We start from the raw sequence: 21,355 nt of genomic DNA, 5'->3' as shown, positions 1-21,355 counted from the left end.
ACCGGGCTCGCGGGCGAGTTCGACGCCGCGGCGGAGGCCCAGATCGCCGAGATGAAGCGGCACGCGCAACCGGTCGAGGCGGCGATCGTCCCGATCCTCGCGATCATGGACGAACCACCGCCGGAACCCTTGAGCGCCTTCGTGGTGGACCGCCGGATCAGCCTGGCGCATCCGAACTTCGATCCCGGCGACGCCGCGCGCCTGGACGCGCTCACTCGCGAACTGCTGCGGGCCCGGGCCGAGTTAGCCGGGCACCTTGTTAGGCCTGCGGGCGGTGCGGCCGAACGTCCGGCCGCGGCGACGATCGCGTCAGCGCTCCAGAAGGACCTGGACCTGCCCGCGGACGTCGTCGAGGAGCTCCGCGACGCTGCGTCCGATGTTGGCCGTGGGGGCCATGGTGGTGAACATGATCGCGGAGACGATCCGGGCGAGGGTCGCGGCGGTCTCGGACATGCGCTCGTCGCGGCGCAGCACGGCCGCGATCGCCTCCTCGGTCTGCACGGTGAGCGCGAGGGCTTCGCGGTGGTGGGGCTCCTCCGGATCGCCGAAGACCATCTCCCGCAGATACGTGCGACCGTTGTCGACCTGCTTGCGATTGCACGCCACCACCGGGCCCACGATCGCCATCACCGCACCCAGCGCCTCCGGAACCGCCTCCGCGGCGGCCCTGCCCTCGGCGAGCGCATCGGCGTACATCGAGTTCTGCACCAGCAGCAGCAGCTCGCCCTTGTTCTTGGCGTACAAGAACAACGTGCCCGCACCGATATCGGCCCTGTCGGCGATCTGCTGCGTGGTGACCTCGTCGACCCCGCGCTCGGCGAACAACGCACCGGCCGCGGCCGTGATGCGCTCGAGCTTCTCCTGCTTGTTCCGCTCACGTCGTCCGACCGGCGGAGTGACGGCTGACATAGGTGCATCCTTCGGGAATAGACTCTGACCGCACTCAGTTGTGAGTGTAGTCGTTACAGCGTGGGCTCGGAAGTGCCTCGGTTCATTCTCCCACGCCGGCCCGAAAGCGAACGGCGCCGATGATCCGACCACCTGCGCGGGCCGCCCGCGCCGCTCACGTTCCAACCCGCACCGACCGGTGCGGGGTCGACAACCGAAAGGCAAGAACATGACCGCGCTCAACGGAGCCGTAGTCCTCGTGACCGGGGCCAACGGCGGCATCGGCACGCACTTCGTCCACGACGCGCTCGCGCGCGGCGCGAGCAAGGTGTACGCCACCGCCCGCAACCCCCGCGTGTGGGACGACGAGCGCATCGTCCCGCTCGCCCTGGACGTCACCGATCCCGCCTCCATCCGTGCGGCGGTCGAGGCCGCCCCCGATGTGACCGTGCTGATCAACAACGCCGGCATCGGCGTCCCCAGCGCGGGCATCCTCACCCATACCGATGCGGAGATCCGCGCCAACGTCGAGACCAACTTCCTCGGCCCGCTGTTCCTCACCCGCGCCTTCGCGCCGGTCCTGACGGCCAATGAGGAGCCGGCGATCATCGACGTCCACTCCGCATTGAGCTGGTACGCGATCGGCGGCGTGTACAGCGCCACCAAGGCCGCACTGTGGTCGGCGACGAACTCGCTGCGCCTGGAGCTCGATCCCCAAGGCGTGCAAGTCCTCGGAGTACACGTCGGCTACGTCGACACCGCGATGGCCGCGCACACCGATGACCCGAAGACCGACCCGGCGGACCTGGTGCGGATCGTGTTCGACGGGCTCGAGGCGGGCGCGTACGAGGTCCTCGCCGACGAGGTCTCCGTACAGGCGAAGGCCGGACTCAGCGCCCCGCTCGAAGCGGTCTACCCCCAACTGAAGAACGCGAGCGCCTGAGCCGCAACGGAAGAGCTTCAGCGGCACGCCGGCCGGCCGGGGGGTCAGTCTCCCGTCCGGCGGCGTTGACGCCCGGGGCGGCGTTTAGGACTTGTCGCCTGCGGCAATCCATCTCGACATGTCCTCCACCCCCGACGTCCGCCGCACCGCCTCGCGCGCGGCCGACAGCAAACCGCTGGAACTCCTCACCCGTGGCGGCTTCATCGGATACGGCGTCCTCCACCTTCTGTTCGCGTGGCTGGCGCTGCAGGTGGCCCTTGGCGACTCGTCCGGCGAGACCGACCAGTCCGGCGCCTTGAAGACCCTCTCCCAGCAGCCGACCGGCGAGCTCCTGGTCATCGGCATCATCATCGGCATGGTCGCGATGGCCGTCTGGCAGGCCTTTGAAGCGGTGATCGGCGTGAGCGGCCCGCAGGACCGGACCGCGGTGTTCGAGCGCGTCATCTCCGGTTGCCGCACGGTCCTCTACCTCTACTTCGCCTACCTCGGCTACAAGGTGGTCAGCGGCGCGAACGCGTCGCAGTCGCAGAGCCAGCAGTCCTCCGCGTCGTCCATGATGGATTCGGACGGCGGGCGCTTCCTGGTCGGCCTGGCCGGAGTCGTCGTCGCCGCCGTGGGCGTCGGCCTGGTGATCTACGGGCTCACGACGAAGTTCCAGAAGCACCTGAACACCGGGCGGATGAGCCCGTCGGTGCGTCGCACGGTGCGGCGGCTCGGCATGGCCGGATACGCGAGCAAGGGCGTCGCGTACGGCATCGCCGGCGCCCTGATCGTCTCCGCGGCGGTCAACTACGACCCGCAACAGGCCGGCGGCCTCGACGCCGCTCTCAAGACGCTGGCCGGGACGGCTTGGGGGCCATGGCTCCTCGGCCTGATCACCCTCGGTATCGCGTGCTTCGGCGTCTACTGCTTCTTCCAGGCCAAGTACCGAAAGGTCTGACCCGCCGGGTGGGAGAGCGCGCGTGCCGACGCGGTGCACCGCCTGCGCCACGATCGACGGCACCAGCCCGCGTTGACCGCCCCGGCCTGGTCGCCCAGCTCGACGGCACCACCGTCACCGTCGCGGCCTTCGACATCACAGGCGACCACGTCACCCGCATCCGGGCCGTCCGCAACCCCGAGAAGCTCACCTCATGGGCCATGCCGTCGGCGGGGCCCGACGCGTGAACCGCAGGGCGCCGGTGTGTCGCACCGGCGCCCTGCGCTCTCAGAGGTTGAGCAGCGTTCGGCTCGCTCTGTTGGTGTCCTGAAGCGGCTTGAGCGCCAAACGCATCAAGGCGATGGCGTTGTCATCGCCCGCGATGCGGTTCGTGCTGAGCTCGCCGCAGTGCAGGCACTGGTGGACGATCATCCACTCCCCGTCGGGCCGGGTGGAGACGGCCACCGCCTCCATCCGCCCCCGGCAGTCGGTGTCCCGGTCGCCGGGGATGCGGCGATCGACATGCCGACTGGTCAGGCAGTTGGGGCAGTGGTTGCGGTGCGCGGTTCCCGGCGCGTCCGGAGGGACGTCGAGACGGCAACCGACGCAGCGGAAGCCGTTCGCCCGATGCCCGTCTCCGGCGTGCAGGACGTCCTTGTGCCGCTGTCGCCGGTGGCCGGTCTGTCCGCGCGGTCGGGTGCGTCGAGGCATGGCCGCACCTCCTACAGACTGCCGAGGGTTTCGAGCGGGAACGGCGGTTGCGCCAGCGGGCGGACCGCCATGCGCATGAGGATGAGCTGGTTGTCGTCCGCGCACACCGGGTTCGAGGTGAGCTCGTCGCAGCGCCGGCAGCGGTGGATGAGCATCCAGTCTCCGGTGCGCAGCACCGCGATGGCGATCGGGCTCATCCGCCCTTCGCACGTGCTCGACCCGCCCTCGACGTGGTCGGTGACGTGCTTGGAGTGCATGCAGGAGGGGCAGTGGTTGCGCACCGCACCCTCAGCGATGTACTTGGTGGTGGTGAGTCCGCACCAAGCGCAGGTGAAGATGCTGGTCTTGAGTGTGTTGTCGGTGTTGGACACCCGTGGGCTCCTTGCTGGAGATGGTCTTCGCTGACAGCAAGAGCAGGCCGAGCGGTCTCGGTCGAACGGGCGCACGCGTCCGCCGCCTCTGCACGAGGCGTCACGGAGCGAGGCGATTCATCGGCATCGGGTCGTCCGGCCGCCGCACCCGAGGTGCGGCGAGATCATCGGACGCTTAAGCGATGCTGCGAGGCGCGCTCGGCGCATAGGGGGACATCAAGACCACTTTCTAGGGCGTCGGGGCCCGGTTCACCGTCCGCGATATGCGGACCCGATCAGGGTAGGAACCCGAGCGGAGACCTGTCAACGAAATATCAGTGACCTGACGCCAGCGCGTGAGCCGAGCCCTCATCGGACGCTCCTGACTTGCAGCACGGTCGCCGCGCCCAGGAGGGAGAAGACGGCCGAGACGCAGAACAGCAGTGTGTAGTTCGAGCCCGTGCCGACAGCGAGGATCGCCGTGGCGACCATGGGCAGGATCGTCTGCGGTAGCCCGTTGGCGAGGTTGGCGATGCCGAGGTCCTTCGCGGGCTCCGCGGGATTCGGCAGCGTCTGGAAGACGAGCGCGCCGTCGACCGCGGCGAACAGGCCCCCGGCGACCGTGAGCACGAGTTGGGCCGTGATGATCGCGGGCAGGTTCGGAGCGAAGGCCATGAGCAGCAGCCCGGTCACGGCCAGGAGCCCGGAGGCGGTGAACAAGGGCTTGCGGCGCCCGATCCGGTCCGAGAACCAGCCTCCGGCGAGGGCGACGGCGGTCTGCAGGGCGTAGCTGGCCGTGAAGAGCAGGCCGACGATGCCGCCGGCCTCGGTGGCGCTCAAGTCGAGACGGTCGGCGAGGAAGTACACCATGTAGGCCATCGGCGCGAGCGATCCGGAGACGAGCAGGAACTTCGTGAGCCAGGCCCAGCCGAAGTCGGGGTGCCGTCGCGGGTTGAACACGAAGGTCGTGCCGATCTCCTTGAGCGAGAACCGCTCTCCGCGCGCGTCGACCTGCGGGTCCTTGAACGTGAGCGCAAACTGCGCGGCCAGCGCGAGGCAGAGGGCGCACGGGACCATGAACATCAGGGTCGTGTTCTGGGTGATCGCGGCGATCATCGATCCGGTGAGGATGCCGCCGGTGACGGCCGCGCCGAACGCGCCGGAGACACGGCCTTGATCCTTCACCGGGACTTGATCGGGCACCGAGGCCATCATCGCGGCGAGCGCTGCGTTGAATCCGGCCTGGGCGATTGCCCAGCCGAGGACCAGCGCCCACACCTGCGGGACGAACGCGACCACCGCGACGCCGCCAACGCCTGCGGCGGCGCCGAGCGCGATCCACGGTCGGCGCCTGCCGAAGCGCGAGCGCGTGCGGTCCGACAACCGGCCCCAGACCGGGTTCCCGAACATGCCGATGGTCGCGCCGACGGACAGGACCGCGGCGTAGACGGCCTCGAAGTCCGCGCCGGCGACCTGCTCGACGCGGATGGCGAGCGTGATGATCCCGGGGGTGAGCAGCGCGGTCCACAGTCCGTAGTTCGACAGGGCTGCGCGGACGATGAAACCCTTGGGCGCGTTGGCGGGAGCGGTGCGGGGATCGTTGCCCGGAGGGGCGGTGCGCCCATTCGTCTCTAGCGCCACGGCGCTCTCCTGTTCGCTGAGGGGCGGGGTGAAGTCCACTGAGGGAAGTATGGCGTCCATACCGAGTGATCGGTAGGGTTCGTTATCGATTCTTGACAATCAGGGGCGGTCCGGCGAGGAATCCCTTCGCCCGTGTCCGAGCGGCACGGCACGCGGTCGGGCCCGCCGCGAGGAGAGCGCTTCGGCTCACCCGGCCGGTCCTGTTCCTCGCCCGTCGGGGCGCAGGCTTGCCCCGGATCTTGTCAGCGCTGTCCGAATCCGACCCCTCAGGTATCAGAATTCGAACTTGTTTCGCCTGCTCATCGGGCATGCCTCCGCGCGCACAGGGAGGTGTCCGAAGAGGATATTGCCCGGGTTCGGTTGCGGCCGTTCAGGGCCGCCAGCGGGCCTCCAGCCGCTCGGTCCATGCGGCTCGGGGCTCCAGCAGTCGCACGGTCCGGCATGCGCCGAGTTCGCCGCGCTCGGCAGCGGCGGCGGCGGCGGGCAGGTCGTGGAGCCCGTCGCGCAGGAACTGCGCGCCGACCACACCCGCGCCCGCCAAAGAGGCCTCGTCCACGTCGACGAGCTCGACGGGCGTCGCGAGCGCGTCGGCCAGAAGCTGGGCACCGGCGTGGTGACCGTTGATGACGCCTCCGGCCGCGCGCACGACCGGTTCGGGGTCGAGCAGGGGTCGCATGCTCGTGAAGTGCGCGCGGAAGTCGCGCCACAGGTCGATCGCGAACGCGTCCCGCACGTCGTCGAGCGTCGAGGAGGGGCCGAGTCCGCTGATCGAGGCGGTGGCGTCCCAGGGGTAGTCCGGGCCTCGGCGGCCGTAGACCGCGGGGTCGGCCCGCACCGGCGGAAGGACCGGGTCGCCCGAGTAGCGGCCCCAGTCGACGCCGGTTCCGGTGAAGCGCCGCACCCATTCGAGGGCGTTGCCGGCAGAGGTCACCGCGCCGCCGACGGCGTCGAGGTCGTCGGCGCACCGGTATCGCCACAGTCCGGGTACGGCCCGCGCGGCCCCGGGCAGGAGGGCGCGGACGCTGCCGGAGGTGCCGACGGTGACCGCGATGGTCCCGGGGCCGACGGCGGCGTGGCCTATGTTGTGGCACAGGCCGTCTCCGGCGGTCGGGAGCCAGATCGCGCCCGCGAGTCCGGGCACGGTCCCGTCGCCTTCGACCGGATCTGTCCACAATGGCGGTATCAGGTGCTCGGGGAGGCCGAGTGCCGCGAACAGGGGCCGGTTCCAAGCCCGGTCGTCCTGGCGCCACAGCCCGGAGGCGGCCGCCATCGTCGGCGACCATCCGAGGCGGCGCCCGGTGAGCCGCTCGGTGATCCAGGATCCGAGGTCGGCGAAGCGGTCGACGCGCTCGTCGTAGAGCAGCGGGAACGCCGCGACGGCGTAGCTGGAGTGCGGGTAGGCCCCGGAGACGTCGAGCGACCAGTCCGCGGCGGCCGCTTCGACGGTCGCGCGCACCCGTTCGGGCATCGCCGCCTCCCACGTCACGGCCTCGCCGACGGGTTCGGACTCGGCGTCGAGCGCGAGGGCCGAATGCCACAGGGCGCTGACGGCCACCGCCCCCACGCCGGCGAGGTCGACCTTGCCGATGGTGTCGAGGACCGCCGCGAGGAGCGATTCCGGGCGGACCCTGCCGGGTGCCGAGCCGCCGCCGCGGTGCCGCCGCGCCGCGACCGGCCCGATGCGCCGCCCGTCCGGTCCGAAGCGCGCGGCCCGCACCCCGGTCGAACCGAGGTCGATCGCGAGGGTCTCGGTGCGGGTCGGCGTCACAGTACCGGCCCGTTCGGTTCGACGACGGCCTTGACGCAGGCGGGGTCGGCGAGGGTGTCGAGCGCCCTGCGGTAGTCGTCGAGCCCGAACCGGTGGGTGATCATGCCTTCGGCCGTGACCTTCCCGGTGGCGAGGAAGTCGATCGCGCGAGCGAAGTCGAAGGTCTGCGCGAAGGAGCCGACGACGGTCAGCTGCCGGCGGAAGATCTCGAACGGGGACAGGCTGATCCGCTCGTCGGGTCCGGCCATGCCGTAGACCATGAGGGTGCCGCCGGAGGCCGTCAGCGGGACGAGTCCCTCGATGACGGCCGGGACGCCGGTGGCGTCGACGACGACGTCGAAGCCGCCGGGGGCGTGCTCGGCCACGACCGGGGCCGTCGCGGCGAAGTCGTGCCGGTCCACCTGCACGACCGCGTCGGCACCGCGCCGCAGCGCCAGGTCGAGCTTCGCGCGCGTCGGCGCGGCCACGACCACCTTCGCGGCGCCGGAGTGCCGGAGCAGCTGCGCGAGGATCAGGCCGGTCGGACCGGCCCCGGTGATCAGGGCGCTGGCTCCGACCGGGACGTCGAGGAGCTGCAGGCCGTGCAGGGCGCATGCGGTCGGCTCGGTCAGGACGGCGGCCTCCAGGGGCAGGTCGCCGATGGGGTAGCACTTCTCCGCGAGCGTGACGGCGTGCTCGGCGAAGCCGCCGGGCAGTTTCGTGCCCATCGACCGGCGCCGTTCGCAGAAGTTGAACTCGCCCTTCTTGCACCGGCGGCAGTCGCGGCAGTACACGACGTTGTCGACGGCCACGACTTCGCCGACCGCGACCGTGTCGACGCCGGGACCGGTCTCGACCACGCGGGCGACGATCTCGTGGCCGGGCGTCAGCGGGTAGGCCGGGTAGTTGTGGCCCTGGTGCAGGTGCAGGTCGGTGCCGCACAGGCCGACGACGAGGTTCGCGATCCGCACCTCGGCGGCGGCCAGCGGCCGGTCGGCGAGGTCGGCGACGGTGAACTGCCCGGGGGCGGGGTAGGAGACGGCTCTCATGGGGCGGGTCCTTTCATGGCGGCGGTGCGGGTGCGCCGGTCGAAGTCGGCCCAGGCTCGGGCCAGGCGGATGACGCCTTCACGGATCACTTCGGGCGGCGGCGCGTAGGACAGGCGCAGCCGGTCGCTGTTGCGGCCCGAGGGTGAGAGGGATTCGCCGGTGGCGACGAGGACGCCGTGGGCGTGGGCGAGCTCGGCGAACGGCTCGGAGGTGCCGTGCGGCATGAGCGCCCAGATGGTCAGGCCGCCGTCGGGCGGCGTCCAGGCGAAGTCGGGCAGCAGCTCGGTCAGGGCCGCCGCGAGCGCGTCGCGGGAGGTGCGGATCTGGTCGAGGCGGGCGGCCAGGACGCCGTCGCGGCGCCTGAGCATCCAGGCGGACACGTGCTGGCTGAGCACGGGCGTGCCGAGGTCGGCGCGCGCCTTGGTGCGCGCCAGGCGTTCGATGATCTTCTCCGCGCCCCTGATCCAGCCGACCCTGAGCCCGCCCCAGTACACCTTGCTCATGGAGCCGACGGTCAGGACGCGGTCGGCGGGGGCCCTGGCGGCCAGGTACGGGGGCGGGTCGCGGTCGAAGGCGAGGTCGCGGAGGCTGGCGTCCTCGACGACGATCGCCTCCTCGGGGAGGCGCCGGGCGAGCGTCACGACGTCGCCGCCGCGGGCCATGGTCCCTTCGGGTCCGAGCGGCACCTGGAGGTAGACGAGCTGCGGGGCGCGGCGGCGCAGCACCTCGGTGATCGGTTCGGCGCCGCCCGAGGCCACCGAGGGGGCGGTGTGGACGACGCATCCGGCCTCGCTGAGCAGGTCGAGCGCTCCGGCCGAACTGGGGTCCTCCATGACGACGGCGTCGCCGCGGGAGGTGAAGTGGCGGACGATGAGGTCCATCGCCTGCTGCGCGCCGGTCGTGATGAGGATTTCGCGTGGGACGGTGGGCAGTCCGTCGGCGGTGAACTGGGCGGCGATCGCCTCGCGCAGTTCCGCGACGCCCGCGTGCGAGTAGCCCGGTCGCAGCAGCGCGTCGCCCAGCGGGCCGTCGCCGAGGGCGCGGAGCGCGGCGGCGAGTTCGGCCGGTGCCGGGAGCGAGGCCGTGGCGAGGTCGACCACGTCGTCGCCGATGCTGGGGGCGACCCGCTGCAGGCCGTCGTGCCGGACGCCGCCGTCCCCGGGTTCGGCCCCGGCGACCCACGTGCCCGAGCCGCGGCGGCTTTCGAGCACGGCCTCGTCGCGAAGCAGGTCGTAGGCGCGGATCACGGTGCTGCGCCCGATCGAGAGACGCTCGGCGAGCCGGCGCTCGGCGGGCAGCAGGGTGCCGGGTTGAAGCCGGCCGTCGGCGACGGCGCGTCGCACGGCCCCGGCCAGCCGCTGGTAGAGCGGTCCGCTGTCGGCGTACCAGTCGCCGAGGGTCGACACGACGTCCACCACTGCCCCCTTCGCGACGGTCGGGGGGCGCCGGATGATCCCGAGTGTAGTGTGCTCGCGGCCGATCAGCGGCGTCTCGCCGTTCGGCCACGGGCGTCCGGTCGCTTCCATCGGGGCCTCACAGGTTCGCGTGGCGGGCGTCGAGGGCGGCGGAGGGCACCTGGCGGGAGACCTGGACGCTGCGGGTGAGCGCGTCGCCGACGACGAGCAGGGACTGCTCGAACAGGCTCCCGGCGTGCTGCGACGAGGGCACCTGCGTGCGGGCGGGCAGACGCACGAGGAGGTCGGCGGCGTCGCCGAACGCCTCGTCGGAGGCGGTCACGGCGGCCACCTTGGCCCCGGAGGCACGCGCCGCCTCGGCCACGGCCAGGGCGCTGCGGCCGCCGCGGGCGCTGGCGACGACGACGAGGTCGCCGCTGCGGACCGCCGGGGCGGTGGTGTCGCCGACGACGTGGACGTCGAGTCCGATGTGCATCAGCCGCATCGCCACCGCGCGCATCATCAGCAGCGAGCGCCCGCCGCCCGCGACGAACACGCGCGGTGCGCCGTCGACCGCGGCGGCCAGGAGCGCCAGACCGGTCGTGTCGGCGGCGGCGAGGACCGCTTCGATCTCGCTGAGGGCCCGCTTCGCCGAGGCGACGATGCCGGCGCCGTCGTGACCGGTCACCGCTGGCCTCCGATCCGGGTGCGGGCCGCGCGGAGCATCCGCTCGGCGCTCCCGTCCGACCGGGAGCGGAACCGGGCGTGGAGCGCCGCGGCGATCACCGGGGTGGGGACGCCGAGCCGGATCGCCTCCTCCGAGGTCCACCGGCCCATACCGGAGTCGGGGACGACCGGTTCGACGTCGTCCAGGCCCGGATCGGCCTCGACGGCGGCGATGATCTGCTCGAGCAGCCACGACCGGACCGAACTGCCGGCCTGCCAGGCGCCGAGCGCGGCCGCCGCGTCCACTTCCGGGTGGGCGCGCAGCAGGGCGAAGCCCTCGGCGTACGCCTGGAGGATCCCGTACTGGACGCCGTTGTGGAGGGCCTTGACCAGGTGTCCCGATCCGGGGCCTCCGACGCGGCGGTGGCCGCCGTCGGCCGACAGCGCGTCCAGGACCGGGGTGAGCGCGCGGTAGGTGTCCTCGTCGGCGCCGACCATGAGGCCGTAGCCGTGCTCGGCGCCCCACTGGCCGCCGCTGACGCCGACGTCGGCGAAGGCGGCGCCGCGTCCGACAGCCCGCTCGCTGTGGCCCGCGGCGTCGGCGAAGTGGCTGTTGCCGCCGTCGACCACGATGTCGCCGTGGCCGACGGCGTCGAGCACGGTCGCCGTGACCGAGCGGGTGACCACGCCGGCCGGGAGCATGAGCCAGACGACCCGCGGGCCCGGGGACGCCGCCAGGGTCTGCTCGAGCGTCTCGTGGACGGATGCCCCGCGGCCGCGGGCGCGGGCGCGGGCCTCGGCGTCGGAGTCGAATCCGTCGACGCGCAGGCCCGCGTCGACGAGCCGTCCGGCCATGCCCGAGCCCATGGCGCCGAGTCCTACCAGTGCGATGTTCATCGGTTGCTCCCTTGCGGTTGGGTGGTGCCCCGGGTGGCGGGCACCCGTAGTCCGGTCGCGGCGCTGAAGTAGCCGACGGCGTCGCGGTCGAACACGAGGCGACGCCGGGCGCCGGCTCGCAGCGACGGGTCGGGGGCGAGACGCGCGAACACGGTGTCGCCCAGGTCGACCGTGACGCCGTCGTCGGCGTCGTGGTGGCCGAGCCTGAATCCGGCGACGATCTCCCCGCCGAGGTGCTCGACGGTCGTGAGGGTGGCCGCGAGGCCGTCCTCGCCGTCGGCGGCGATCCTGATCGCCTCGGGGCGCAGCCCGAACCGGTACTCGCCGTCGTCGAGGCCGGTGCCGGTGTCGAGCACCTGGCCGCTGCGCCGGTCGTGAACGAGGCCGCCCGCGGCGGTGGCCGGGACGAGGTTCATGCCCGGTGAGCCGATGAACCGGGCGACGAACGCGTTGGCGGGCCGCGTGTAGATCTCCTCGGGGGTGCCGATCTGCTGGATGCGGCCCCGGTCGAGCACGATGATGCGCGTGGCCATGGTCATGGCCTCGACCTGGTCGTGCGTGACGTACACGAAGCTCTTGCGGACCCGGCGGTGGAGGCCGGTGATCTCCGAGCGCATCTGCGTCCGCAACTTCGCGTCTAGATTGGACAGAGGCTCGTCGAGCAGGTACACCGACGGGTCGCGCACGAGGCTGCGGGCCAGGGCGACGCGCTGGCGCTGGCCGCCGGACAGGGACTTGGGCCGGCGGTCGAGGTACTCGGTCAGTTCCAGGACGCGCGCGACCTCGGCCACCTTGTCGGCGACCTCGGGCCGCCTCGCGATGGCCCGCTTCATGACCGAGGAGAGGACCGGCAGGTGGTACCAGGGCCGGAAATGCCCCATCACGAGCGGGAACGCGATGTTCTGGGCGACGGTCATGTGCGGGTAGAGCGCGTAGGACTGGAAGACGAACGCGATGTCGCGCTCGCGCGGCTCCAGGCCGTTGACGACGCGGCCGTCGAAGCTGATCGTGCCGCCGGAGACGTCCGCGAGGCCCGCGATCATGCGCAGCATCGTGGACTTGCCGCAGCCCGAGGGCCCCAGCAGCACCAGGAACTCGCGGTCGGCGATCTCGGCGGAGAAGCCGTCGATGACCGGATCGGAGCCGAAGGACTTGGTCACGTGGTCGAACACCATGCGCGGCATCGGATCACCCTTTCACTGCGCCGGCGGTCAGACCGCTGACGATGCGTCGTTGCATGAGGACGAAGAACACGATCGCCGGCAGCGAGAACAGGAACGCCGCGGCCATGACGCTGCTCAGCGGCGTCGTGTACTGGCCGACGAAGGTCGCGAGCCCGACCGAGGCGGGCCACTTCTCGGAGTCGGTCAGGAACGTGTTGGCGAACAGGAACTCGTTCCAGCCGTCGAAGAACGTCACGACGGCCGCGGCGGCGATGCTCGGGGTCACCAGCGGCAGCACGATCTGGGTGAGCTGGCCGTAGCGCGGACAGCCGTCGACGCGGGCCGACTCCTCGATCTCGTAGGGGATCTTGTCGATCGCGCTTTTGACGATGAACAGCGCCACCGGCATCGCGAACGCGGTGTTGGCGAGCACGAGTCCGCCGAGGCCGTTGAGGAGCCCGAGCATCCCGAACAGGGCGAACAGGGGCACCACCAGCAGCGCTTCGGGGAGCATCTGGGTCGAGAACAGCAAGAACGCGGCCGCGCCCTTGCCGTGGAAGCGGTAGCGGCTCAGCGCGTAGGCGCCGAGGACGGCCAGCAGCAGGCTCAGCATCGTGGTGCCGAAGGCGATGAAACCGGAGTTGAGCAGCCAGTCGCCGATCGGGACGTCGGCGAGCGCGTCGGGGACGCCGGGCAGCCGTTCGGCGTGCGGCCACCAGTCCTGTCCGGACTTGTACAGCTCGGTGTCGCTGGTGAGCGCGGTGTTGAGCATCCAGTAGACCGGGAATCCGGCGAACAGGACGAAGGCGAGCAGTGCGGTGGACACGAGCAGGCGCGCGACGGTGCGCTTGAGTTTCACGATGCCTCCTCTCGTTGGCTCTCGCGGCGTTCGACCAGGAGGAAGACACAGGTCACGGCCAGCGAGACGATGAGTCCGAGGGCCCCGATCGCGGCGGCGAGGCCGAGGTCCTGGTCGCTGAAGGCCGTGCGGTAGACGTTGATGACCAGGGTGTTCGTCTTCTCGACCGGGCCGCCGCCGGTGAGCAGGAAGATGATCTCGAAGCGTCTGATGGACCAGATGGTCATGAGCAGCGCGACGATCCGCAGGGTCGGGGCCAGGTGCGGCACCACGACCGACCGGAAGGTGCTGAGCGCGTCGGCGCCGTCGATGCGGGCGGCCTCGTACAGTTCCGCGCTCACCGACTGGAGCGCGGCGAGGACGACGAGCATGACGAACGGGAAGACCTTCCAGACCGTCGCGGCGACGACGGAGGCCATGCCCCAGTTCGGGTCGGTGAGCCAGCCGGTCTCGCCGACGCCGAGGACGCCGAGTCCGCGGTTGAAGACCCCGTTGGACTGGTTGTACATCCATGCGAAGACCAGTGCCACGGCCACGGTCGGCATCGCGTAGGGGAAGGTCAGGAGCCCTCGTACGAGCGCCCTGCCGCGGAAGGCCCGGTTGACCAGGACGGCGGCGGCCGTGCCGAGGGCGAGTGTCCCGGCGACGGTCGCGGCGGTGTAGAGCAGCGTCGCCAGCAGCGAGTTCCAGAACCGGTCGGCGCCGAGCGCCTGGGCGTAGTTGTCGAAGCCGACCGGTTCGCCGCCGGCGGGGTTGATGAGCCGCGTGTCGGTGAAGCTCATCGCGATCCCCTGCACGAGGGGGACGAGCAGGAACACCGCGAGGTAGAGCACTGCGGGCGCGATGAACACGTAGCCGAGCAGTTCGCCGGGCCGCCGCCTTCGGGCGCCGGGGCGGCGGGCGCCCTTGGACGCGCTCGCCGCCTCGGGGGGAGCGCCGTCGACCGTGCCGTTGGACACCGTTGCCTCCGTCTGTGGGTTCGTCTCGGTGAGCGGGTGCCGGGCGGGTCGGGCCCGCCCGGCGTTCGGGGTCAGTCCGCTTCCAGGGCGGCTTGGGCGTTGCGCATCGCCTCGGCGGGGTCCAGGTCCTCGGTGATGACGCGTTCGACCTGTTCGAGTACGGCCCGCATGATCGGGTCGGCCTCGGTCTCGAAGCCGGCGGGCAGGCCGCTGCGGTTGGTCGCGCCGAGTTCGACGAACGTCTCGGCCCAGGGGTTGGCCGCGGCGAATTCGGCGTCGATCGGGACGTCGGTCGCCAGGACGCTGGCGCCGAGCGACGGGCGGAGCGTGGCCTGGCCCTCTTCGGAGACCGCCCACGAGACGAACTGCTTCGCGGCCTCCTTGTTGTCGCTGTTGGCGTTGACGGCCAGGACGAGCTTCTGGTGCGCGCCCGGGTCGGGGAACGGCAGCGGCGCCGAGACGAGGTCCTGACCGGTGAGCTGGCTGTCCGAGGTCAGCGACAGCGCGGTGCCGCTGTTGTCGATGATCATCGCCAGCTGGTTCTCCTTGAACTTGGAGCGGAAGGTCGAGGCGTCGTCGCCGACCGGGACGATCCCGGCGTCGAAGACCTCCTTGTAGGCGCTGACGCCGGCGATGTTCTCCGCGGAGTCGACCGTCAGGTTCTCGCCGTCTGACCAGGAGCCGCCGTAGCCGTAGGTCCAACTGGGGAAGTCGTAGGCCCAGCCGTTGTACTCGTTCATCTGGTGGCGCACGGCGAAGCCGTCGAACCCGGCGGCCTCGGCCTGCTCGCCCGCGGCGATGAGCTCCTCGACGGTGGTGGGCATCTGCTCGATCCCGGCCTCTTCGAGGACGTTCGCGTTGCCGAGTAGGGCGTAGCTGACCTGCTCCCAGGTGACGGCGAGCTGCTCGCCGTCGATGTTGAGGTTGTCGTTGGTGGCGTTGAGGTCCGCGTCGGCGACCGCGTCGTCGAGGGGTTCGAGCAGGCCCGCCTCCGCGAGGGTGGCGAACTGCCGGTCGAGGACGACGAAGACATCGGGTCCGGCGCCGGCGCCGAGCTCGGTGTTGAGCTTGTCCGCGTACTGGGCGAAGGGGGTCTCGGACTTCTCCAGCCGGATGTCCGGCTCGGCGTCCTCGAACGCGGTGGCGGCGTCCCACATGGCCTCGCCGCGGCCCGTTTCGAGCCACTGCCAGTTGCCGAACGTGATCGACCCGGTCCCGTCGCCGTCGTCGCCGCCACCTGAGCACGCGGTGAGGGCGAGCGCGCCGGCGGCCATCACCGCCAGGGACGCGCGTCGCGCGCTACAGCTGATCATCATTGATCTCCTCTCGAGGGGTGCGCCATCGCGCACTTCGTGAGACCAATACTCTGGGCCGATTGGCACCCGAACCAGTGCCAATCGCGAATAATTGGCCTGCTCCCATGGTGAAACGAGGCCAATTCACATGGTTTCGGCCGCCTCACGGCAATCCACTGCACGACCGAAGTCGCCATCACCGAAACCGCGGCGCCTCGGAATGCCGGCACGGATCGGGGCACGGCGATGACGTGCCGGGCCGAGACTGGTGGATCGACTGTTCGAGCGGGGCGGTGTCCTGCTCGCTCGTCGAGGGGTTGGGGCGGAGGCCGATGCTGGAGATGGCGCGGCGTTCTACGTCGAGTACCTCGGCGGTGTAGCCGTCGATGTCGACGATCTCCTCAACGTGGGAGAGTCCGGTGCCGCCGAGGTCGGCGTCGCCCGGAGGGCCGGCATGCTGGGGATCGAGCGGAGCCGCGTCTGCGGGCCGGCGCCTACGGCGCCGCCATCACCGCGGCCCAGCCAGAGCGATCCAGGTCGCCGACCGCTGACACCTGTGGCAAAACCGCTGCGACGCCGGACCGTGCACCCCACCCTGCCACCGCAGGAGTGAGGGCCCCTCAGAGGGTGCCTGCTTCAATAGCCGGGCCGGAGACCGTCCCCGGGGCGTGAAGCAGGGCCAGCGCTTCGTCCTCCTTGAGGACCTTGGGCGCCGAGACGTCGAGGCCCCCTTCGGTGCGGATGCGGTCGATGCTGCGGCGCATCGACAGAGGCGTGAACATCACGCCCGCGACGCCGACCGCCAGGACCGGGATCGAGGCGACGCGCAGGATCGGCGTCCAGGCATCGTCGAGGCCGATCGCGGGGAGGACGAGCCAGCCGACGATCATTGCGGCCAGCCCGAACACGCCCGTGAGGGTCACCGCCCGCGCCACGCGCTCGTAGCGCGCGGCGGACTCGTCGAGGGCGTCCTCGACGGCGTACAAGTCCGCGAGCGCCAGGCGCCGCACGGTGGCGTAGCGGAGGTACTTCAGGCCTTTCGGCGCCTCCTGCTGCGGGTTCGAGTGGTCCAGCGCCTTCGGGTACGCCTTGATCGCGGTGCCGTCCGCGGCGAGGTGCCACTGGTAGGTCCGGGGCCGCTGCCGTGTCATGTTCCCTGCCTCGTCGTCGATTCGTCGTGCCTCGCCGACGAGTATGGCCCTCCGCCGCCAACATACCGACGCGCGTGCGCGGGACGCCGGTCGCCGCAATGCCCCATCTCGGCAAGCGAAGGATGCAGCCTCAGTATCCCGAGATCTTCCTTCTCGACGATCGGGACATCCTCATAATCGGGCGGGCGGTCGTGGAGGCAGTATGCCCAACTCAGACCGCTGGACTGCGGACGGCATCTGGGACCAGATCTTCCAGGCCCTAGGCTGAAGCCATGCCCACACTGCTCGAAGAGCTGGCGCTGATCTCGCACGAAAGCACGAACGGCCGGGCCAGCACGCACCTCGACCTGGGCCTCGGCGGCGCGGTCCTCTACGAACTCGTGCTCGCCGGACGCATCGGCCTAGACGGCAAGAAGGTCCGCGTCCTCGACCCGACGCCCACGGGCGATCCCCTCCTCGATTCGCGCCTCGCCGCCATCGCCGCGGACAAGCCCTGCTCACCGCACGCCCTGGTCAAAGAGACCAAGAAGGGCCTCCTGCCGACCGTGCGCGACGGCCTCGTCGCCTCCGGCGCATTGCTCCACGAAAGCACGAAGTCTCTGGGGATCTTCACCGACATCCGATACCGATCAAGCGATCGAAACGCGACGGCCGACGCCCGCACCCGCCTCGCCTCCGCCGCCCGGAACGGCCGCGCGTTCGACGAGCGCACGCAGGCGCTCCTGTCGCTCGTCGCCGCCATCCGACTCGAGAACTCGCTCTTCCCCGACCGCCGGACCCGACCGTCCCGCAAGGAGATCAGGGCGCTCGCGGAGGCCCACTGGATCGGCACCGCGATACGCAGGGCGATCGCCAACCGCGACAGACTCTAGGGCTTGCCCTGTGCACGGTCATGACCAGGACCGCGCGGTAGACGGCCGCACATTTCGCGTAGCGGGCTCCTCGACCCGGATACCCAGATCATCATTAGGAACATCGCCTTCATCGAGGCCCGGGGCACAGACGACCTTCTCCGGGAGTCTCTCGAAACTGACCAGACCTGGAGGCACCAGCGATGCCCTACTACAGGTGCCCCCACATCAGCGGTGTGATGCTGACGGGTCACCCGACATGTGCACCTTGAACGCCTCTCACCTGGCGCCCTCGAACTTTCCGATGTTTGCTGGCGACACCCTAAGGCACGCAACCAGGCTCGAGTTCACCGAAGACTGGGACTTAGTTAACCCAAAAGAAGGCTGTCGCCCCTGGGTATCCCAGGGCATCCTGGAACGTCTAGACCAGCGAGAGACGAGCAATCGCAAAAAAGGAAAGCTCCCAAGCCATGGAGCAAGTCCCTGACCTGGGAGTTTTGGTCGGGACGACAGGATTTGAACCTGCGACCCCCTCGTCCCAAACGAGGTGCGCTACCAAGCTGCGCCACGTCCCGATGGCCGCGAAAGCGGCCTCAGCCAGGGTACAGCACCACCGCCTCAAAACGCCGCCAGGTATTCGCCGGCGCCGTGGGTGCGTCCGTTGCCTGAACTGCGCGAACGGCCCGGCAGTCAGAGCCTCGCCCGGAAGAGGGCCGACATACGCCGGCCTGGAGCGGGTAGGGCTGCTAGGCGATCTCGGCGTGCGCGTCGCCGGCGACGGCTTGCGGAGCGGCCTTCCGCACCGGCCGCCTCACGGGGCCCGTGAGGCGGCATCGCCTGCGCCGCTTACCAGGGCAGCGGCCCGGATTCGTCCTGGAAGGTCCCGGTGGGCCCGTCCGGGCCCAGGGTCGCCAGGCGCACGACCGTGCGGGCGCTCTCCTCCGGCGACCTCCCGCCCTCGAAACCCGCGGTCATGTCGGTGGCGGTGAAGCCCGGTTCGAGGGCGTTGAACTTGATGCCCGGCTGGGACTTGGCGTACTGGACCGTCAGCATGGTCGCCGCCGCCTTCGACGCGGAGTAGAGCGTCGTCGGCAGGTGGAACTCGGGGCGTTCGGGGTTGTTCACCGCCCAGAACGAGCCCGCGCTGCTCGAAACGGTGACGACGGCGGGGTTCGCGGACTTGCGCAGGAGCGGCAGCGCCGCCTCCGTGACGCGCACGATGCCGACGGCGTTGGTGTCGAAGACGCGCAGGGCCGTGGGCCCGTCGACGGCCCCGGCCCCGAGAACGCCCGCGTTGTGCACCAGGACGTCGAGTCGGTCCTCGTCGGCGGCGATCGTCGCCAGCGCGGCGTTCACCGAATCGTCGTCGGTCACGTCGAGTTGCACGAATCGCGCGCCGAGCGCCGCCGCGGCCTTCCCGCCCCGTTCGGGGTCGCGTGCGCCGATGTAGACGGTGTGTCCCAGTGCCAGCAGCTGCCTGGCGGTCTCGAAGCCGATGCCCTTGTTGGCCCCGGTGATCAGTGTGACGGTCATGGGTCTCCTCCTGGAAAGTGCGCCCTGAGCGGGCCCTCGCCACGCTATGCGCGGCCGGACGGCGGACCCTGAGTCCTGTCGTGCCGGGGGTGTCACAGGACCCCCTCTGCTCGCGGCGGGCGGTCTTACGCTGGAGGGGTGAGCGAGAAATCGAATGCCCTGGGCGCGTTCCTGCGAGCGCGGCGCGAGCTGGTGACGCCGGAGCAGGCCGGCATCCCCGACATCGGGGTGCGGCGCGTACCGGGCCTGCGGCGGGAGGAGGTCGCCATGCTCGCCGGCATCAGCTTCGACTACTACCTGCGGCTGGAGCGGGGCCGCGACCGCAACCCGTCGGTGCAGGTGCTGAAGGCGATCGCCCGGGTGCTGCGGCTCGACGACGACCACGTGGCGCACCTGCTCGCGCTCGCTTCGGACGTGCACCGCCAGCGCAGGCGCCGGCCGAAAAAGGAGACCGTGCCGGACGGCGCGCTCAAGCTCCTGGACGCCCTCGTGCAGCCCGCGTTCATCGAGGGCCGGTACTTCGACGTCCTGGCGTCGAACGCGCTGGCCCGCGCGCTCGATCCCCGCCTCGTCGTGGGCGGCAACCAGCTGCGGAACCTGTTCTTGGACCCGGCCGAGCAGGCGCTGTACCCGGAGTGGGAGAACGTCACGGAGTGCTTCATCGCGAACCTGCGGCAGTCGGTGGGCAACGACGTCGACGACCCCCGCTTCATCGAGCTCGCCGGGGAGCTCTCGCTGGCCAGTCCGCGGTTTCGCAAGCTCTGGGCGCGGCACGAGGTGCGGGGGCAGCGCGGGACGCCGCTGCGGTTCGACCACCCGCAGGTCGGGGAGCTGACCCTCAACCGGGAGCGGTTGGCCGTGGGCGGGGCCGAGGGCCTGAACCTCGTGGTGTTCCACCCCGACGCCGGGACCGGCGACGCGGACAAGCTGGCGCTCCTGGCCTCCGCGGCCCTACCCGAGGGCCGGGGCGAGCAGTTCCCTCGCCAGCAGTCCCGCCCACCAGGCCTCGATCCGGTCGGGGCTCCAGGACCGCTCCGCGGTGAGGGTCCGGAAGGCGTCGATGTTGCACAGGGCCGCGTAGACGTCCACTGACTCCGCTACGCCCGCTTGCAGTGTGCCTTCGGGCCAGGAGCCGAACACCTCGGCGCGAAAGGCGTCGGCGCGGCGGCGGCCGTCTCGGTAGACCGGGGCGAGTTCGGGTTCGGCGCGGCCGGCTTCGCGCAGCATGAGGATGAGGTCGCCGGAGCGTTCGAACAGGCGCCGGTCGAAGCCCGCCATCGCGGCGAGCTGCGCGGCCGGATCGCCTTGGGCCGCTTCGAGGGCGGCGATCTCGGCCGGCAGGTCGGACTCGTCGTGGGCGGCGTCGGACAGGGCCAGCGCGAGGCCGGTCTTGTTCCCGTAGGCCGCGTAGACGGTCGGCACGGCGACCCCGGCTTCGCGGGCGACCTCGCGGATGGTCGTGGCGGCCCAGCCGTTGGCGGTGAACAGCCGCCGGGCGGCCTGCGCGATCTCGGCCTTGGTGCGGTGCGCCTGGTCGGTACGGCGCAGCGAGTCGTAGGCGCGGCGGCCCGCGGGTGTCCCCATGTCCCCTCGAATCTTTCGCAGCATATATTGAATATATGAACCATAAAATCAATGCGTTCGCCCGGATCGGCGGGATCGCGGGCATCGGCTTCGCGGCCCTGATCCTATTGCTGAACGTCCTCGTCCTGGTCCCGGCCGGGCTCCCGACCCCGGGTTCGGAGCCCGAGGACGCGGTCGCGTTCTTCGGCGCCGAGGCGGGCGCGATGCGCCTGGGGACCGTGTTCCTGCCCTTCGTCTGGGTGGTCGCGACCGTGTTCGGGGCCGGTGCGGTCGCGGCCGTCCGCGACGGGGAGCGCGAGCGGGGCGAGGCCTGGGCGCTGGTCGGCTTCGCCGGGATCCTGCTGCAGAACCTGAACATGACGACGGTCAGCGCGGTCCGGCTCGCCTTGGCGCACACGCAGGCCGAGGAGAGCGCGACCGCGCTGTGGGCGCTGCACGAGGCCCTGTTCGGCCTGAACGGGACCTTCCTGGCGCTCGCGCTGGTCGGCCTGTCGACGGCGGGGCGGCGCGGCGGGGTCATCCCGACCTGGTTGGCGGCCATGGGGTTCGGCGCGGCCGCGCTCCAGTTCGCTTCGGCGGTCCTCACCCCGCAGGTGATGGACGGCGGCAACGCGCTGGGGCTCCTCGGCCTGACGGGCTGGCTGATCTGGGTGGCGTGGCTGGTCCTCTACGGGGCCTTCCTCATCCGCGGCAGGAGGTAGCACGGCGGCGGCGTCCCGGGTCCCCTCAGACCCGGGACGCCGCCGCCCCCCTCA

21 protein-coding genes, 1 tRNA gene and 1 pseudogene are annotated in these 21,355 nt (G+C 71.1%); 6 read left to right on the top strand and 17 right to left on the bottom strand.

Annotation, left to right across the window (positions count from 1 at the left end; translation table 11 throughout):
• Positions 1–309: 309 nt before the first annotated feature.
• Positions 310–909 carry a TetR family transcriptional regulator gene (locus tag BLQ63_RS29800; protein WP_091031639.1) on the bottom strand — a complete coding sequence of 200 codons (600 nt, stop codon included), beginning with the start codon at positions 907–909 and terminating at the stop codon, positions 310–312.
• A gap of 208 nt (positions 910–1,117) precedes the next feature.
• Between BLQ63_RS29800 and BLQ63_RS08100 the strand changes: the two genes are divergently transcribed.
• The 3 genes from BLQ63_RS08100 (at position 1,118) to BLQ63_RS08090 (ending at position 2,998) form a co-directional block, all read left to right on the top strand.
• Positions 1,118–1,831, top strand: coding sequence for an SDR family oxidoreductase (locus tag BLQ63_RS08100; protein WP_091031401.1), 714 nt, complete (start codon positions 1,118–1,120; stop codon positions 1,829–1,831).
• 118 nt (positions 1,832–1,949) lie between these two features.
• Complete coding sequence (locus BLQ63_RS08095) at positions 1,950–2,771, top strand: DUF1206 domain-containing protein (RefSeq protein WP_091031399.1); 822 nt, start codon at positions 1,950–1,952, stop codon at positions 2,769–2,771.
• Between the two features lie 8 nt (positions 2,772–2,779).
• A complete protein-coding gene (locus BLQ63_RS08090) occupies positions 2,780–2,998 on the top strand; it encodes a hypothetical protein (protein ID WP_091031395.1) in 219 nt (72 codons plus the stop codon).
• 40 nt (positions 2,999–3,038) lie between these two features.
• On the opposite strand, the gene BLQ63_RS08085 is transcribed toward BLQ63_RS08090, so the two are convergent.
• The 13 genes from BLQ63_RS08085 to BLQ63_RS08025 form a co-directional block, all read right to left on the bottom strand.
• Complete coding sequence (locus BLQ63_RS08085) at positions 3,039–3,461, bottom strand: RNHCP domain-containing protein (RefSeq protein ID WP_091031391.1); 423 nt, start codon at positions 3,459–3,461, stop codon at positions 3,039–3,041.
• Positions 3,462–3,472: 11 nt separating this feature from the next.
• Positions 3,473–3,832, bottom strand: a complete 360-nt coding sequence (locus BLQ63_RS08080) for an RNHCP domain-containing protein (protein ID WP_091031388.1) — start codon at positions 3,830–3,832, stop codon at positions 3,473–3,475.
• Positions 3,833–4,180: 348 nt separating this feature from the next.
• Positions 4,181–5,491, bottom strand: a complete 1,311-nt coding sequence (locus BLQ63_RS08075) for an MFS transporter (RefSeq protein WP_177154835.1) — start codon at positions 5,489–5,491, stop codon at positions 4,181–4,183.
• A 331-nt stretch (positions 5,492–5,822) separates the two neighbouring features.
• On the bottom strand, positions 5,823–7,220 hold the full coding sequence (locus BLQ63_RS27715) for an FGGY-family carbohydrate kinase (RefSeq protein ID WP_177154834.1): 1,398 nt from the start codon (positions 7,218–7,220) through the stop codon (positions 5,823–5,825).
• The gene (locus tag BLQ63_RS08065) at positions 7,217–8,248 is read right to left on the bottom strand and encodes a zinc-dependent alcohol dehydrogenase family protein (RefSeq protein WP_091031381.1); all 1,032 of its coding nucleotides are present in this window, start codon (positions 8,246–8,248) and stop codon (positions 7,217–7,219) included. The genes BLQ63_RS27715 and BLQ63_RS08065 overlap by 4 nt, the downstream gene beginning before the upstream one ends.
• Positions 8,245–9,663, bottom strand: coding sequence for an aminotransferase-like domain-containing protein (locus BLQ63_RS08060; RefSeq protein WP_177154833.1), 1,419 nt, complete (start codon positions 9,661–9,663; stop codon positions 8,245–8,247). Before BLQ63_RS08060 ends, BLQ63_RS08065 begins: the two co-directional genes overlap by 4 nt.
• Before the next feature lie 118 nt (positions 9,664–9,781).
• Positions 9,782–10,330 (bottom strand): SIS domain-containing protein, encoded by a 549-nt coding sequence (locus tag BLQ63_RS08055; protein WP_091031375.1) that lies wholly within the window; start codon positions 10,328–10,330, stop codon positions 9,782–9,784.
• On the bottom strand, positions 10,327–11,205 hold the full coding sequence (locus BLQ63_RS08050) for an NADP-dependent phosphogluconate dehydrogenase (RefSeq protein ID WP_091031371.1): 879 nt from the start codon (positions 11,203–11,205) through the stop codon (positions 10,327–10,329). The genes BLQ63_RS08055 and BLQ63_RS08050 overlap by 4 nt, the downstream gene beginning before the upstream one ends.
• Complete coding sequence (locus BLQ63_RS08045; RefSeq protein ID WP_091031367.1) at positions 11,202–12,389, bottom strand: ABC transporter ATP-binding protein; 1,188 nt, start codon at positions 12,387–12,389, stop codon at positions 11,202–11,204. Before BLQ63_RS08045 ends, BLQ63_RS08050 begins: the two co-directional genes overlap by 4 nt.
• Before the next feature lie 4 nt (positions 12,390–12,393).
• Positions 12,394–13,227: a carbohydrate ABC transporter permease gene (locus BLQ63_RS08040; RefSeq protein WP_218125134.1), complete on the bottom strand. Its 834-nt coding sequence runs from the start codon at positions 13,225–13,227 to the stop codon at positions 12,394–12,396.
• Complete coding sequence (locus BLQ63_RS08035; protein WP_218125133.1) at positions 13,224–14,186, bottom strand: carbohydrate ABC transporter permease; 963 nt, start codon at positions 14,184–14,186, stop codon at positions 13,224–13,226. Before BLQ63_RS08035 ends, BLQ63_RS08040 begins: the two co-directional genes overlap by 4 nt.
• A 71-nt stretch (positions 14,187–14,257) precedes the next feature.
• The gene (locus tag BLQ63_RS08030; RefSeq protein WP_177154832.1) at positions 14,258–15,499 is read right to left on the bottom strand and encodes an ABC transporter substrate-binding protein; all 1,242 of its coding nucleotides are present in this window, start codon (positions 15,497–15,499) and stop codon (positions 14,258–14,260) included.
• A 602-nt stretch (positions 15,500–16,101) separates the two neighbouring features.
• A complete protein-coding gene (locus tag BLQ63_RS08025; RefSeq protein WP_091031359.1) occupies positions 16,102–16,632 on the bottom strand; it encodes a hypothetical protein in 531 nt (176 codons plus the stop codon).
• Positions 16,633–16,904: 272 nt separating this feature from the next.
• Between BLQ63_RS08025 and BLQ63_RS08020 the strand changes: the two genes are divergently transcribed.
• Entirely contained in the window at positions 16,905–17,504 is a 600-nt protein-coding gene (locus tag BLQ63_RS08020; RefSeq protein WP_091031355.1) for a GOLPH3/VPS74 family protein, read from the top strand.
• A 477-nt stretch (positions 17,505–17,981) separates the two neighbouring features.
• Here the strand turns inward: BLQ63_RS08020 and BLQ63_RS08015 are convergent.
• A tRNA-Pro gene (locus tag BLQ63_RS08015) sits at positions 17,982–18,058 on the bottom strand.
• 271 nt (positions 18,059–18,329) lie between these two features.
• The gene (locus BLQ63_RS08010) at positions 18,330–19,016 is read right to left on the bottom strand and encodes an SDR family NAD(P)-dependent oxidoreductase (RefSeq protein ID WP_091031352.1); all 687 of its coding nucleotides are present in this window, start codon (positions 19,014–19,016) and stop codon (positions 18,330–18,332) included.
• 138 nt (positions 19,017–19,154) lie between these two features.
• Here BLQ63_RS08010 and BLQ63_RS08005 point away from each other — a divergent pair, with 138 nt between their 5' ends.
• Positions 19,155–20,108, top strand: a complete 954-nt coding sequence (locus BLQ63_RS08005) for a helix-turn-helix domain-containing protein (RefSeq protein WP_091031348.1) — start codon at positions 19,155–19,157, stop codon at positions 20,106–20,108.
• A gap of 288 nt (positions 20,109–20,396) precedes the next feature.
• On the opposite strand, the pseudogene BLQ63_RS29795 reads toward BLQ63_RS08005, so the two are convergent.
• A pseudogene (locus tag BLQ63_RS29795) lies at positions 20,397–20,600 on the bottom strand (helix-turn-helix domain-containing protein); the annotation flags it as partial.
• A gap of 35 nt (positions 20,601–20,635) precedes the next feature.
• Here BLQ63_RS29795 and BLQ63_RS07995 point away from each other — a divergent pair.
• The gene (locus BLQ63_RS07995; protein WP_091031344.1) at positions 20,636–21,301 is read left to right on the top strand and encodes a DUF4386 family protein; all 666 of its coding nucleotides are present in this window, start codon (positions 20,636–20,638) and stop codon (positions 21,299–21,301) included.
• The last annotated feature ends 54 nt before the right edge of the window (positions 21,302–21,355 follow it).

Origin of the sequence: Glycomyces harbinensis, assembly GCF_900101745.1 — a bacterium.
GTDB lineage: Bacteria > Actinomycetota > Actinomycetes > Mycobacteriales > Micromonosporaceae > Glycomyces > Glycomyces harbinensis.
The sequence above is the reverse complement of the archived record's forward strand: the minus strand, read 5'-3'. Positions and strand labels throughout refer to the sequence as shown.